The organism is uncultured Cyclobacterium sp. (genome assembly GCF_963976465.1).
Lineage (GTDB): Bacteria > Bacteroidota > Bacteroidia > Cytophagales > Cyclobacteriaceae > Cyclobacterium.
Map to the genome: position 1 here is coordinate 1 of NZ_CAXBOC010000086.1, position 13,511 is coordinate 13,511.

The 13,511-nt window shown below is 39.4% G+C and carries 14 protein-coding genes; 9 read left to right on the forward strand and 5 right to left on the reverse strand.

Features of this window, described 5'->3' with window-relative positions; all coding sequences use genetic code 11:
• The 3 genes from AAC037_RS06950 to AAC037_RS06960 form a co-directional block, all read right to left on the reverse strand.
• A partial coding sequence (locus tag AAC037_RS06950) for a fumarylacetoacetate hydrolase family protein (protein ID WP_339902295.1) occupies positions 1 to 718 on the reverse strand: 718 nt, incomplete at its 3' end.
• A 23-nt stretch (positions 719 to 741) separates the two neighbouring features.
• Positions 742 to 1,500 carry an SDR family oxidoreductase gene (locus tag AAC037_RS06955; protein ID WP_339902296.1) on the reverse strand — a complete coding sequence of 253 codons (759 nt, stop codon included), beginning with the start codon at positions 1,498 to 1,500 and terminating at the stop codon, positions 742 to 744.
• A 38-nt stretch (positions 1,501 to 1,538) separates the two neighbouring features.
• Positions 1,539 to 2,414, reverse strand: coding sequence for a PIG-L family deacetylase (locus AAC037_RS06960; protein ID WP_339902297.1), 876 nt, complete (start codon positions 2,412 to 2,414; stop codon positions 1,539 to 1,541).
• A gap of 163 nt (positions 2,415 to 2,577) precedes the next feature.
• Here AAC037_RS06960 and serS point away from each other — a divergent pair, with 163 nt between their 5' ends.
• Complete coding sequence (gene serS, locus AAC037_RS06965) at positions 2,578 to 3,855, forward strand: serine--tRNA ligase (protein WP_339902298.1); 1,278 nt, start codon at positions 2,578 to 2,580, stop codon at positions 3,853 to 3,855.
• 95 nt (positions 3,856 to 3,950) lie between these two features.
• Here the strand turns inward: serS and AAC037_RS06970 are convergent, their stop codons facing one another.
• Entirely contained in the window at positions 3,951 to 4,976 is a 1,026-nt protein-coding gene (locus tag AAC037_RS06970) for a dihydrodipicolinate synthase family protein (RefSeq protein ID WP_339902299.1), read from the reverse strand.
• Positions 4,977 to 5,156: 180 nt separating this feature from the next.
• On the opposite strand from AAC037_RS06970, the gene AAC037_RS06975 reads away from it, so the two are divergent.
• Complete coding sequence (locus AAC037_RS06975; RefSeq protein ID WP_339902300.1) at positions 5,157 to 5,822, forward strand: heme exporter protein CcmB; 666 nt, start codon at positions 5,157 to 5,159, stop codon at positions 5,820 to 5,822.
• A gap of 308 nt (positions 5,823 to 6,130) precedes the next feature.
• Here AAC037_RS06975 and AAC037_RS06980 read toward each other — a convergent pair whose 3' ends face one another.
• Complete coding sequence (locus tag AAC037_RS06980; protein WP_339902301.1) at positions 6,131 to 7,456, reverse strand: sialidase family protein; 1,326 nt, start codon at positions 7,454 to 7,456, stop codon at positions 6,131 to 6,133.
• Between the two features lie 276 nt (positions 7,457 to 7,732).
• On the opposite strand from AAC037_RS06980, the gene AAC037_RS06985 reads away from it, so the two are divergent.
• From AAC037_RS06985 to AAC037_RS07015, 7 genes are all read left to right on the forward strand, one after another.
• Positions 7,733 to 8,251, forward strand: coding sequence for a Crp/Fnr family transcriptional regulator (locus tag AAC037_RS06985; RefSeq protein ID WP_339902302.1), 519 nt, complete (start codon positions 7,733 to 7,735; stop codon positions 8,249 to 8,251).
• Positions 8,252 to 8,339: 88 nt separating this feature from the next.
• Positions 8,340 to 8,747 (forward strand): DoxX family protein, encoded by a 408-nt coding sequence (locus AAC037_RS06990; protein WP_339902303.1) that lies wholly within the window; start codon positions 8,340 to 8,342, stop codon positions 8,745 to 8,747.
• A gap of 479 nt (positions 8,748 to 9,226) precedes the next feature.
• Positions 9,227 to 9,901 (forward strand): cytochrome c biogenesis protein CcsA, encoded by a 675-nt coding sequence (gene ccsA, locus AAC037_RS06995; protein ID WP_339902304.1) that lies wholly within the window; start codon positions 9,227 to 9,229, stop codon positions 9,899 to 9,901.
• Between the two features lies 1 nt (position 9,902).
• The gene (locus tag AAC037_RS07000; protein WP_303615129.1) at positions 9,903 to 10,145 is read left to right on the forward strand and encodes a CcmD family protein; all 243 of its coding nucleotides are present in this window, start codon (positions 9,903 to 9,905) and stop codon (positions 10,143 to 10,145) included.
• 3 nt (positions 10,146 to 10,148) lie between these two features.
• Positions 10,149 to 10,565: a cytochrome c maturation protein CcmE gene (locus AAC037_RS07005; RefSeq protein WP_339902305.1), complete on the forward strand. Its 417-nt coding sequence runs from the start codon at positions 10,149 to 10,151 to the stop codon at positions 10,563 to 10,565.
• 40 nt (positions 10,566 to 10,605) lie between these two features.
• Complete coding sequence (gene ccsA, locus AAC037_RS07010) at positions 10,606 to 13,134, forward strand: cytochrome c biogenesis protein CcsA (protein ID WP_339902306.1); 2,529 nt, start codon at positions 10,606 to 10,608, stop codon at positions 13,132 to 13,134.
• A 74-nt stretch (positions 13,135 to 13,208) separates the two neighbouring features.
• Positions 13,209 to 13,511 (forward strand): NAD(P)-binding domain-containing protein (locus tag AAC037_RS07015; protein ID WP_339902307.1); only part of this gene is annotated, 303 nt, incomplete at its 3' end.

The window sequence follows — 13,511 nt, forward strand, 5'->3', positions numbered from 1 at the left end:
CCGGTAACAAACTCATGTATTGACTGATATGACTAACCAATTGAGGAATATTAAAAACCAAATCTGAGGTATTGCTGTCCTGCAACATTTCTCCATTTACCTTTAACCATAACCTTAATTTATGCGGGTCTGCAATCTCATCTTTGCTCACGAGGTTTGGTCCAAGAGGGGCAAAAGAATCTGCACTTTTCCCTTTCAACCATTGACCTCCATGCCTTAACTGAAAGTCTCTTTCACTGACATCATTGTGAAGCACATAACCAAATACATGATCCATGGCATCTTCTTCAGACACATAATTGGCTTTCTTACCGATCACTATTGCCAATTCCACCTCCCAGTCGGTAGCTTTGGAATTTTTTGGTATTACAATAGGATCAAAGGGACCTGAAAGTGCAGAAGTAGCCTTCATAAACAAAACAGGTTGTTCAGGAACTGCCATACCACTTTCTTTGGCGTGCAAGGAGTAATTTAAGCCTACACAAATGATTTTTGAAGGAAAAGGAACCGGAGATCCTAACCTGGCATCGGCAGAAATCTCTGGACAATCCGCAGCATTCGCTTCCAGCCATTCTTCCAGTTCACTTAGCTTACTCACATCCCCTAAGAAGTCAGCCGTCCAGTCTGAACCAAAAGCCGAACAATCAATTTTTTTTCCTTCTGAGGTTATCACTCCGGGCTTCTCCTGACCCACATTTCCAAATCTTATTAATTTCATCTTTTTATAATTGTTTTAAGTAATTACATTTTTAAGTTAGAGAATCCACCATCTACCAAATAATCAGCACCAGTCAAAAACTTCGCTTCATCAGAGGCCAGAAAATAAGCCATATTGGCTACTTCTTCAGGTTTTGCCATTCTTCCGATGGGCTGAGTAGCTGCAAGTTGTTCAAACATTTCCTCTTCCTTGCCCGGATAGGTTTTTGAAATATAATTGTCCACAAATGGTGTATGCACCCTTGCAGGAGAGATGGCGTTGCAGCGAATATTGTCTTTGACATAATCCCTCGCAATGGTAAGGGTCATATTGAGCACGGCACCTTTACTCATTGAATAAGCAAAACGGTCAGGAATACCAACTGTGGCCGCTATGGAGGCCATATTGATAATTACACCTCCCCCATTGGCTTTCATCCTGCCAATCACAGCCTTGGAGCAGTGAAAAACGCCTTTAATATTTACAGCATATAAACGGTCCAGATCTGCTCCTTCCGTAGACTCAAGATCTCCAATATGGGATACCCCCGCATTGTTGATCAATACATCGATCTCCCCTGAAATTGAATCAATAACTGCTGAAACCTGAGATTGATCGGACACATCCGTTTGCTTAAAAAAGACAGCATAGCCCTTCTCCCTTAACTTACCGGATACTTCTTCTCCGTTTTCTTTATTAAAATCCAATACATAGACATTGGCGCCTGAAGCAGCAAATTTCTCTACTATTGCCAAACCTATCCCACTGGCCCCACCTGTGACCAAAACATTTTTTCCCTTCATTTATATTAAAATATTATTCTTTTTTATTGATCGACTGCTTATTTTCCTAACATAGGAAATAAGCGTTTTAATTCTTCTTCCGAAGGCTGGGTGCCGTACTCACAAACTTCAAAAGCCTCTGCATACTTCACTTGAGCTGCCTTGCTGGCCCCATACCATTTGACCAAGCTTTCCCTTACAGCAGCATTGATCCTTCCCCCTCTTTTTTCTTTTAACCAGGCAATCCTTTCAACTTTACCATCTGGCACCTCATCAGCATGCCCTCCTATCCAAGGCAACCACTCATAAAATTGAGACTCATGGGCGTCAAGGCCATGTATTTTTTTGTCAATTACAGGTGTGATATCGATTGCTATGTGAGGTTCGAATGGGTTTGGTTTTTGGAAATGATCTTGAAAATACAAAAACACCGGATTTTTGCTTAGCGGAGGGGTATCTGCAGCCACATTCGGCACACCCACCATATAGGCAGCATCCTGTACCAATACCCCTGTATAGCGATGATCAGGGTGGTAGTCGTTGGGCCTTGGGGCAATGACTACATCTGCATCCCATTCTCTAATTTTACGGATAAGTTGAAGCCTAATTTCCAGCGTTGGCAACAATTCACCATCGTGATTGTCCAGTACATCATAAACAACTCCCAACCTTTTGGCTACTTCTTGGGTTTCTGCAATTCTCCTTTTGGCTAGCATACCTCCGCCCTCTTCCATATGACCGGCATCACCGTTGGTGACAGAAACGAACTTTACCTGATGCCCCATCTCCACGAAAAGAGCTGCTGTGCCACCACTTTTTATATCACAATCATCAGGATGGGCACCTATCATAATGATTTTTAAAGGTCTTTCCTGCGCCCCTACTATAGAAACTGTGAAAAGACAAAATAAAATTGCAATAAAATTTGATTTCATAATCAATATTTCTGTGGTTAAAATTTCAAAGTTGAAGATAGGCATTTAGGGCTGTTTTGCCAATCCGTCCATCCAAATTATCAGTCATTTGCCCCCTTAACTCAGAACTTATTCCTTATCTTTGCATCCTAAAATTTAAACTTGCAAATCAAAGTATCAGTATATGCTTCAGGTAAATGAAATAAGAGCAAACTTTGCCCATGCTTGCGAAAGGCTAAGCGCCAGGAATATTGAAAATCCTGAAGAATTGCTCGGGAATGCATTAAAGTTAGAGGATCTAAGAAAACAAATCCAACTCGACAGAGACAACCTTCAGGCTGAATCAAACGCTATCTCCAAGCAAATCGGCCAATTAATGAAGTCGGGAAACAAAGAAGAAGCAAATAAGATAAAGGAAAGAACTTCTGAGATAAAGCAACAAGTGAAATCGCTAGAGGAACGATATTCCCAAACAGAGAAAGAACTTACCCAGCTACTCTATACCATCCCGAATATTCCTCATGCATCTGTTCCTGCCGGCAACTCAGATACAGACAACGAGGTGGTGTTAGAAAATGGGATGATACCCAATCTGGAAGACAGCAATAAAAGCCCTCATTGGGATTTGATAAAAAAATACGACATTGTTGATTTTGAATTAGGAGTCAAAATAACCGGTGCAGGATTCCCTGTTTATAAAGGTAAAGGTGCTAAATTACAAAGAGCATTAGTCAATTTTTTCTTGGATGAGGCAGAAAAAGCCGGTTATGCGGAAGTTCAACCTCCCATTTTGATCAATGAAGAAAGTGGCTATGCCACCGGTCAGCTTCCTGACAAAGAAGGCCAAATGTACTTTGCCCAAGAAGATGGGCTTTACCTCATCCCAACTGCAGAAGTTCCGATAACAAACATGTACCGTGGATCCATCTTGCAAGAAGAGGAATTACCTATCAAAAACACCGGTTATACACCTTGCTTTAGGAGAGAGGCAGGAAGTTGGGGGGCTCATGTTAGGGGCCTGAACAGGCTTCACCAATTCGACAAAGTGGAAATTGTACAGATTACGCATCCGGACAACTCTTACAAGACCCTTGATGAGATGAGCCTTCATGTACAAAGTTTGCTTCAAAAACTCGAATTGCCATATAGGGTGCTAAGGCTTTGTGGGGGTGATTTAGGTTTTACTTCTGCCTTAACTTTTGACATGGAAGTTTTTTCTGCAGCGCAGGAAAGGTGGCTAGAGGTTAGTTCTGTAAGTAACTTTGAAACCTATCAATCCAATCGTTTGAAGTTACGTTTTAAAAATAAAGATAAAAAAACAGTGTTGGCGCATACGCTCAATGGAAGCGCCCTTGCTCTTCCTAGAATTATGGCCGCTATATTGGAAAACAACCAAGGGGAAGAAGGAATCAAAATGCCTAAAGTTTTGGTACCTTATTTAGGGTTTGACACCATAAAATAAATCCTATGCCAATTTTTTTTCTGTTAAGATCTTTGAATTAAAAAAGGGCTTTCTTAATTCAAGAAAGCCCTTTTCACTGATTAATAGAGGGTTTGTTATATGGATAATTTTTGTTTCCATTCTTGAACTTCGGCATAACACTGATCAACAACGTCTTTTTGATCAGCGGTAAGTGGGTTTTTCGCACGTCTACTCACCAACTCCAAATCCAAGCCTTCCTTGTTGAGGTAATACCGCGAAGAAATCATATAATTTTTTGTTATTCTTGATTCCATATCCCGCAATTTTTCTTGCAACCAATCTACTTGCTCTTTTTTCCCTGAATTATCGGCATGCTTACATAGCCAAGCGATCACTTCGGGATAATAATTCCCTGCGATTGGAGACAAACCTGCTCCGCCATTGCGAAGAGAAGCTGCAGCACTTCCCATATGAGCATTGTACAATCCGAGCTTACTTCCTTTAGCAGTCTCAAGTTTTTCTATGATATTATCAATGTCCTCAGAGGTATCCTTATGGTAAACGAACCTACCGGATTCCAACAAAAATTTGAGAACAGGTTGAGAAAGAATTCTCTTGTATGGTGATGGACACTCATATGTTCCCAATGGAATATTTCCGGTCAAAGAAAGGTAATCTTCAAGATTTTTAATTACAACATCATCAGATTCACCCTTTTCTGCAAAGTGAGAAGTTATCATAATCACGGCATCTACGCCTGTATCGGCTATCTTTTTGGTAAACTCTGCTTTTTCTGCTGCAGTATTGCCAAAGGAGCCCGTAGCAACTACAGGGAATTTTCCATTGACTTTTTTTACCACCGTTTTTGTAACTTTTAACCTTTCTTCCGGGCTGAGGTCATACATTTCACTACTCAGGCAATTGGCAAATAACCCGCGAGCGCCTGATTCAAGGTAATAATCTGTCAGTTTCTTTAACCCTTTATAGTCAACTGTCTTATCTGCTTTATAAGGGGTAAGCATTACAGGAATAAAAGCTTTTTCTACTGCTTTCGCCTTAATTGGTGAGTTGGCCATTAAACTATTCCAAGGAGCCAGTCCTGCCAGCGTTCCTAATGCCATTTTTCCTAAAAATTTTCTCCTGTCATTGTCAAAATCCATGGTTTTTTTAATTGAATTGAACCTAATAATCGGGATTCAAAAGGTTTACATATTAATTTCAGTGATAAATATACTTTTTATTAATAACCGTGAAAAGGCAGAAATAGACCAGTGGCAATTCATAAAATTATCCTTATTGGGAGAAATATTTAGTCTTAGGTACCTATATTTGCCTCTACTATGTGGAAGGAAGTAGTATTACTGGTAAAAAAAGAGGCCCTATTGGAATGGCGACAAAAGTACGCCCTCAATGGAATACTTCTATATGTGACCAGTGCAGTATTCATCGCCTATTTGAGCATGGGAACAGGCCAGGGTAATTTGCAGGTTCCCATTTGGAATGCTTTATATTGGATAATAATTTTATTTTCTGCTGTAAATGCAGTGGCCAAAAGTTTTGTTCAGGAACAGGATGGCCGGCAACTCTACTATTTTATGATTGCTTCTCCTGAAGCCATTATTCTCTCAAAAACCATTTACAATACAGGGCTCACCTTGGTTTTGGCACTTTTAGGTTATGTGGTTTTCGGGATTGTTTTTGGTAATCCCGTAGCAGATCAGCCCTTATTTCTATTGAACCTCTTGCTGGGAGCCATAGGTTTTTCAGCTGCATTGACGATGGTCTCTGCCATTGCTTCTAAGGCCAAAAACAATGGAACACTGATGGCTATTTTAAGTTTTCCGGTGATGATCCCCATTCTCTTAATGGCTATTCAAGTTTCCAAAAGCGCCATAGATGGCCTGGATAGAGGGATCAGTGCAGAAAAAATCCTAACCCTTATGGCTATTAATGCCATAGTAATGGCCACTTCCTACCTGCTTTTCCCCTATTTATGGAGGAGCTAGTAGCTAGTACTATCGCGATACGGTGGCTGAGCCTGCCGAAGCTATGGATTTCCAGATGTGATTTTTAATGACCTTTTTTCTCTCTAATTTTTGGCTATAGCCCCACTAGAGGGATATTCACTTTCTAAAAATTATTATACTCATAATAGGTTCAATCTTTATAACCCTTATTAAGTACAAGGGTTCGTATAGCCTTTTACGATTTATCAGGAAGATGGGTATTCGGGAAATAGCAACAAAGCAGCTGATTTTAAAGTGGTTTCAACGCGTAATAGATGCCTTTTTACTTAATCCGGGTTTATCCATTATTAATTTTCCAGCCATTCATCTGAGAATACCCTATATCCGATACCAAATCTACCATGACCTCCACGACTGAAGAAAGTAATCATTGATGTATTGTTTAATTTCCCTAAGGTGCTGTAAGAAAAATAGGAAGGTTCAATAACCTTTGATTTCCAAGTATTCCCCTCATCATCACTGTAAAATACCGCACCTCTAATGCGGTCATCATCCCATTCTATTTTCTTTTGATTAATATCTTGAAGTCCGAGCGGAATTGAGAAATACAATCGGTTATTCCTTCTTGCCAAAGTTCCATGACACGCTATTTCGCTAATGCCGATTAAAAATGGATCCGACCAGGATTTTCCACCATCGCCACTTAGATTGGCTATTCGCTGATTTCGCCCCAAACTCATCATTTCTATAGTATTATATTCTTTGTAGTTTTCAAAATTATTTATTCTCCGAATCATAAGGATTTCTTTTCCTTCCTTTATAGAAACTGCAGAAGCCTCATTCGCTAGATAATCAGTAATCATCCCATCCATTTTCCATGTTTCTCCAAAATCATCGCTATAAATAATTCCTGAACCTGAACATTTATAATCCCTAAAATTATTTGTGACTTCCTTCCCGGAAGGCACTGAGTAAATTGGAGCGGCAATGATCATTCTCCCCTTGTTTGGACCCTTTGGTATTTGATGAACTTGTCCAATTGTATTCATAAAAATAGGAATATACCCATTGTATTCTTTAAAAAGTGGTGTATTGTCTCCATTGAGATACTCCATAGTCCAGGATTTACCATCGTCAAAAGAGGTATACTTGACCAATACAGAAGCTTTATCCTTTCCTATGTCCTCGATATCAATACCAGTAGCTTCCTTTAATTTGGAAAAATCATTCTTATAAAACTCTTTTGTCACCTTTAATCCCACACAGGTTAGGAAGGAAATTTTTTCTTCTCCTCCTATATTTGCGGAATAGGGAGATATGGCAAAAAAGTTCATTGGTGAAGAAATCACTTCCACTCCTTCCCAAGACTTTCCAAAATCATAACTTTTATTCATGAGGATCACTTTGGGTTCATTGTCTTCACCATCAAATAGTCGACCCTGACAAAACACCAATAATGTTCCTTTCTCCGTAACCACAAACGAAGGCTGAAATGTTTTGCTAACTGTCAAGCCGCCAACCTTCAGCCCGGGCTCAAAAACCATCTGAAGATCGCTTAAACCATCAATTTTAGCAATTCCCAGCCCTACCTGAGAATATGCATTGGACTGTATGAGGACAACTATAACCAAAGTCCATACTTTTTTCATGTGATTGGTAATAAAATTTTTCATTACTACAAAAGCTATATCCTATTAAAAACACCCTATATACTCGCGTTGGACGCAAATGACTATTGACATAAACAGATATGGTATTTTTGGGGATATCTAATCAGTCAAATTCGATAAATTTGTCCATAACTTCAATAAACAAAATCAGATTTGCAAAAGGATCAAAAACAAATTGATAAATTCGTTCTGAAGGTTAACACAAACAGGAAAGAAAATTTTCATTTCTTTAGCCAAAAGACTTAATTTAAGCCTAACAATTGACCAACCTAACTTAAAATGAAAAGCATAAAAATCAACACCTTAAAAACTTACAAGAAAGGTGAAATCCTTTTAAAACAAGGAGAAATTGCTAAATATGGGTACTTGGTAAAAAAAGGTTGCTTAAAAAGTTACACAGTAGACAAGGTGGGAAAAGAGCATATTATGCAGTTTGCTCCCGAAAATTGGATGATTTCAGATTTGGATAGCTTTACCAATCAGGTACCTTCCTCCGTCTCTATTGAGACGATTGAGGATTGCGAGATATCTCTGATTTCCAAATCAGACTTTAAAGATATCGATAGCTTTGATAAAGAGGTAGTGGTAGACATCGCCAATAAGTTTAGGAACAATCTTATTGCATCCAACAAAAGAATTCTGGGACTACTAAGTGCGACATCAGAACAGCGCTACATCGATTTTACAGAAACATATCCCACATTGGTGCAAAGGCTTCCTCTCAAACTAATAGCAGCTTATATTGGGGTTACACCGGAATACTTAAGCGGTATTAGAAGAAGAATGGCTAAAAAGTGAGCCTTAATACATTTCTTAAGGTATCTTATTTTTTACCGATTCACTTTGCTGCAACTTTGTGCCATTATCAATTAAAAACATTTAAAAAATGGCAAATCAAGAAAAAAACAAAGCAATACATATCTCTCTTTGGATTGCACAAGTACTATTGGCAGTTATGTTTATATTGGCAGGCTTAATGAAAGCTACACAGCCTATTGAAGCATTGACTGAATCACTCCCATGGGTTTCCTCAACTTCCTTAGGATTGGTTAGGTTTATTGGTATTAGTGAGTTATTAGGCGGTATAGGTCTAATCCTTCCTGCCTTGCTTCGTATCAAACCATTTTTAACGATATGGGCAGCAATCGGGCTTGCAGTAGTTATGGTATTGGCAGCGATTTTTCATGCTTCCCGAGGTGAATACTCAGGTATTGGAGTGAATTTGGTATTTATGGCAATTGCCTTATTTGTAGCTTGGGGAAGAAGTAAAAAAGTCCCCATTCTCGCAAAATAAATTCTCCAGCGGATTGATCACCTGATTTAAACCTTAAATCCACCATTTGAATCAATCCCAAAAACTCAATAGCCCCCAGCTTTTGCTGGGGCATTGGATCGTATTATGATTTTTAAGGGCTTCAGCCCAACCTTTTACCATTTTTTATTAAAAAGATTAATTAAACCCTGAACCAAATAAAATACCTAAATCAAGCAACTAAACTAAAAAAAGCAAGCTTTCAATTGCTCCAAAAAAGCAGTTTATATGCTTTCTGCAAGTCGTACTATAATCAACAATTTCAATTACACTTACCACTAAGCAAATAAACGGGATAAAAGTAAATAAATCACTTAATATGCCCTATTTTTGCGTGTTGATTCAATGAGGTTATAAATGACACCCCAACCTGTATCCACTAACGTTGTAATGCAGGCATTCAATGATATAGCTGAATGAAGCAAGGGGAAAAACATGACCCACTAAAAACTCGATTGCATATGAAGGCTTATTGGTGGAAAGTATTGGCCATGGTACTACTGGCATATACCATTACCGCAGGTTTATTGATTGATGTTCCCAGACTTCCCATTCTGAATGAAACAATTAGAGGATTGTTCTTCCATGTAACCATGTGGTTTGGAATGTTATTAATGCTGGTTGTAGCCGTAGTATATGGGGTAAAACATCTGCGCTCCGGAAAACTGGAAGATGATGACATGGCCGTAGAATTTACCAATGCAGCCATATTATTTGGGGTAATTGGCATTACTACAGGCATGGTTTGGGCCAAATTTACTTGGGGAGATTTTTGGACAAATGACCCCAAATTGAATGCTTCTGCCATTGGCCTATTGATGTATTTTGCTTACCTGGTTTTGAGAAACTCATTAACCGACGTTTATCAGCGAGCCAAAATCAGTGCTGTATACAGTATTTTCGCATTCGCAGTATTTATCCCCTTGATATTTATCCTTCCCCGGTTAACCGACAGCCTTCACCCCGGCAATGGTGGCAATCCAGGATTTAACGCTTATGATATGGACAGCAACCTTAGAAAGGTTTTTTATCCTGCCATTATCGGATGGACCTTATTAGGCGCTTGGATCAGTACAGTTAGGGTGAGGATTAGGCGCTTGGAAAGAAATTTAGAAGACAAATTGATCAATCAGTAATATGAAAAAGTTCATTATTATTTTCCTGTTTTTTATCAGCTTTTTCGTAAAAGCACAGGACAAAATAGGGATTACAGAAGAGGATTACCAAAATTCCGGTGTCGAGATGGCGGATAAAATGCGTTCTGAAGGAAAAATTTACGTATTAGTCAGCATAATTGGAATTGTTTTGGGAGGAATTCTCGTTTATGTGATACAAACTGACCGTAAAATCAGTGGTTTGGAGAAAAAATATAACGATTAAATCATGAAAAGAGGACATATTTTAGGCCTAGGCATAATTGCTGTTGCGATTGTCATCATTATCACTTCCATTGGTGATGCCAGCACATATGAAAGTTTTTCTACAGCCAAAACAATGGCTTTGAATGGAAAAACGGAAGCAATTCATGTTGTGGGTCAACTTAAGAAAGGTCAAAACGGTGAAGTAGAAGGTATTGAGGTGGGGGAAGACAAAACTTCTTTTACTTTCGTTATGGTAGACAATGATGGAACGGAGCAGCAGGTCTATTACAATGAACCTGTGCCCGCAGACTTTAAAAGATCAGAACAAGTAGTAGTCATAGGTACATACAAAACCAAAGAAATGTTTGTGGCGGAAAAAATCTTGATGAAGTGCCCTTCAAAATACCAGGAAACCGATGTAAAACCAAGCGCATCTTGATTACTTCCTGAACTATTATCCACTCAAAAAGAACCTTATAATGATGAATACCTTTATAGGTAACCTGGGGCATTTTATGGTAATTCTGGCTTTTGTCAGTGCCTTGGTCTCAGCTGTTTCCTACTATTATTACACCCGTGCGAGTGAGTTGGATAAACCATCCTGGAGAAATTTCAGTAGAATCACCTTTTATATCCACGGATTTGCAGCGGTATCCATAGCCTTTTGTTTATTCGAAATTATCTACAACCATCGCTTTGAATACTTTTACGCCTATTCACATTCCTCTAAAGGCCTGCCTGTACATTATATGATTTCCAGCTTCTGGGAGGGACAGGAAGGTGCTTTTATCCTTTGGATTTTCTGGGATGTAGTTTTGGGACTGATTATTATCCATACCAATAAATTCTGGGAAGGCCCGGTAATGTTGGTGTTTGCACTCGTGCAGGCCTTTTTGGTTTCCATGATATTGGGAATCGTTATAGGAGACCTGAAAATAGGTAGCTCTCCATTTATGCTGTTGCGTGAAGTTTCGGAGGCACCAATCTTTCAAATCAATCCGGAATACATTCCTGAAGATGGCACCGGCCTAAATCCGCTGTTGCAAAATATCTGGATGGTCATTCACCCGCCAACTTTGTTTTTGGGATATGCCTCCACTTTGGTTCCTTTTGCCTTTTTGATCGCAGGCTTGACACTCAAGCGATATTCTGAATGGATCAGGCCTGCATTGCCATGGGCAATTTTCTCTGCCATGATCTTGGGTATGGGGATAATTATGGGGGCCTATTGGGCCTATGTGACCTTGAATTTTGGAGGATATTGGAATTGGGATCCGGTAGAGAATGCAGTTTATGTGCCATGGCTCATCATGGTCGCTGCCATACATACCATGATCACTTTCAAGAAAAGTAGTACAGCATTGAAAACATCAATGGTACTGGTAATTGCATCGTTTATATTGGTATTGTATGCTACCTTCTTGGTAAGAAGTGGCGTATTGGGTGATTCTTCTGTACACTCCTTTACAGACTTGGGGCTGTCCGGACAATTACTCATTTATATGTTGTTTTTCTTGGCCATAGCCATCTTTCTTACCGTCAAAGAGTGGAAAAACATTCCAACATCTGAGAAAGAGGCCTCAGTTTATTCCAGAGAATTTTGGATTTTCATTGGAGCCACCACCCTTGCCTTGATGGCTTTTCAAGTAATTGTCCCCACCTCTATCCCTGCTTACAATGCTTTGGTAGAAATATTTGGAGGGCTTTCAAACTTAGCGCCCCCGGCGGATCAGATAGGCTTCTATACCAAGTTCCAACTTTGGTTTGCCGTCGCTTTGGCTTTATTAACCGGGGTTGGACAGTTTTTCTGGTGGAATAAAATGTCGAAAGACGACCTGAAAAATGCTTTGGTCACTCCATATATTATCTCAATGGTTTTGGCTGCCATAATCATTACCCTAGGTAAAGTTTACGACATTACCTATATCGTTATTGTTCTTTCCGGAGCTTTCACCATTGTGGCCAATAGCACCATTCTACTCAAATTACTAAAAGGAAAAACATTCAAGTTGGCGGGCGGATCTCTGGCCCATATTGGTCTGGGAATGATCTTGATTGGCATCATGTTTTCTTCAGGCTATTCAGACACCATTTCTATCAATATGTCAGGATTGACGTATAAAAAGGATTGGGAAGATGACCTGAATAAGGAAAATGTACTGCTTTGGATCAACAAGCCGCTTCAAATGAAAGATTATGAAGTCATCTATAGAGGAAGGTATAAGAAGGTAGTGGGCGTTCCGGGTTATGTTAAAGCAGATGCCATGGAATCCTTGGAAGGCATCAATGAAGCCTTGGCACTTGAAAACATTGAGGTTGATGGTAAAACCTATTTCCAAAAAGGGGATACTTTAGATTTGGTTCTTGAAGAAAACTCCTATTTTAAGGTGGAGTATTACCAAGGTGATGCGTTGAAATTCACCCTTTTTCCAATGTCACAGCCAAACCCAACCATGGGCTTGATCTCATCTCCGGATTCTAAGAAGTACTTGACCAAAGACCTTTACACCCATGTATCGGCCATCAATGATTATGAAGAACCGGAATGGAATGATGATCAATTCATTAATGCAGCTCCTGGAGAGCAATTCTTTATCAATGACTTTGTCACTCAATTTGAAAGTGCAGATGTAGTCAATGAAATTGATGGAGTGGCTTTAGAGGAGGGTGACATTGCAGTAAAAGCCGTACTTAGCATCATGGATTATGATGTTAAGAAGGAGTTGTCGCCGGTGTTTTTGATCCGAGGAAATCAAGTAGGTAAAATTGATTATATTGACCATGACCTCGGCATCAAGGTGGAAGTAGATAATATTGTTCCTGAAGAAAACAAATTTGTGTTTAAGGTCAATACTTATCAAAAAGACTACGTTGTAATGAAAGCAGCGGTAAAACCCATGATCAATGTATTATGGCTGGGCACTGTCATTATGCTGATTGGTTTTTCGGTAGCCATTTATAGAAGATTTGATGAATTTCAAAAGATGAAAGCAAAAGGCCTGGAATAGCAGCTATTAAATAAAAGGTTTAAATTTTAACCCCTAATTAACATTAGGGGTTATTTTTTTATAAATTTATACACATGAAGCTTACGGTATCGGTCATAGGAACGGGAAATGTTGCCTGGCACCTGTCTTCTGCACTAGAAAATGCGGGACATGAGATTTTGGAAGTTTATGGCAGAAATATCCATAAAGCCAATCAGCTTGCCTCAAGGCTTTATGCTACAGAAGCTCAAGATCATCTTGATTTTACTGAGAGCCATGCCAAGCTTTTCATTATAGCAGTAAGCGACCAAGCAGTGCCCTCCGTGGCAGAAGCCATTCTACTGCCAGAAGGGAGTATTCTGGTGCATACCAGCGGCACATTGGCTTTGGATATTTTA

What these genes read in the sequence shown, in the direction of transcription:
- ccsA (WP_339902306.1), top strand. Translation starts at nt 10,606, where the DNA reads ATGATGAATACCTTTATAGGTAACCTGGGGCATTTTATGGTAATTCTG.
- AAC037_RS06975 (WP_339902300.1), top strand. Translation starts at nt 5,157, where the DNA reads ATGTGGAAGGAAGTAGTATTACTGGTAAAAAAAGAGGCCCTATTGGAA.
- AAC037_RS07000 (WP_303615129.1), top strand. Translation starts at nt 9,903, where the DNA reads ATGAAAAAGTTCATTATTATTTTCCTGTTTTTTATCAGCTTTTTCGTA.
- AAC037_RS06990 (WP_339902303.1), top strand. Translation starts at nt 8,340, where the DNA reads ATGGCAAATCAAGAAAAAAACAAAGCAATACATATCTCTCTTTGGATT.
- AAC037_RS06985 (WP_339902302.1), top strand. Translation starts at nt 7,733, where the DNA reads ATGAAAAGCATAAAAATCAACACCTTAAAAACTTACAAGAAAGGTGAA.
- AAC037_RS07005 (WP_339902305.1), top strand. Translation starts at nt 10,149, where the DNA reads ATGAAAAGAGGACATATTTTAGGCCTAGGCATAATTGCTGTTGCGATT.
- AAC037_RS06955 (WP_339902296.1), bottom strand. Translation starts at nt 1,500, where the DNA reads ATGAAGGGAAAAAATGTTTTGGTCACAGGTGGGGCCAGTGGGATAGGT.
- AAC037_RS06960 (WP_339902297.1), bottom strand. Translation starts at nt 2,414, where the DNA reads ATGAAATCAAATTTTATTGCAATTTTATTTTGTCTTTTCACAGTTTCT.
- AAC037_RS06980 (WP_339902301.1), bottom strand. Translation starts at nt 7,456, where the DNA reads ATGAAAAATTTTATTACCAATCACATGAAAAAAGTATGGACTTTGGTT.
- ccsA (WP_339902304.1), top strand. Translation starts at nt 9,227, where the DNA reads ATGAAGGCTTATTGGTGGAAAGTATTGGCCATGGTACTACTGGCATAT.
- serS (WP_339902298.1), top strand. Translation starts at nt 2,578, where the DNA reads ATGCTTCAGGTAAATGAAATAAGAGCAAACTTTGCCCATGCTTGCGAA.
- AAC037_RS06970 (WP_339902299.1), bottom strand. Translation starts at nt 4,976, where the DNA reads ATGGATTTTGACAATGACAGGAGAAAATTTTTAGGAAAAATGGCATTA.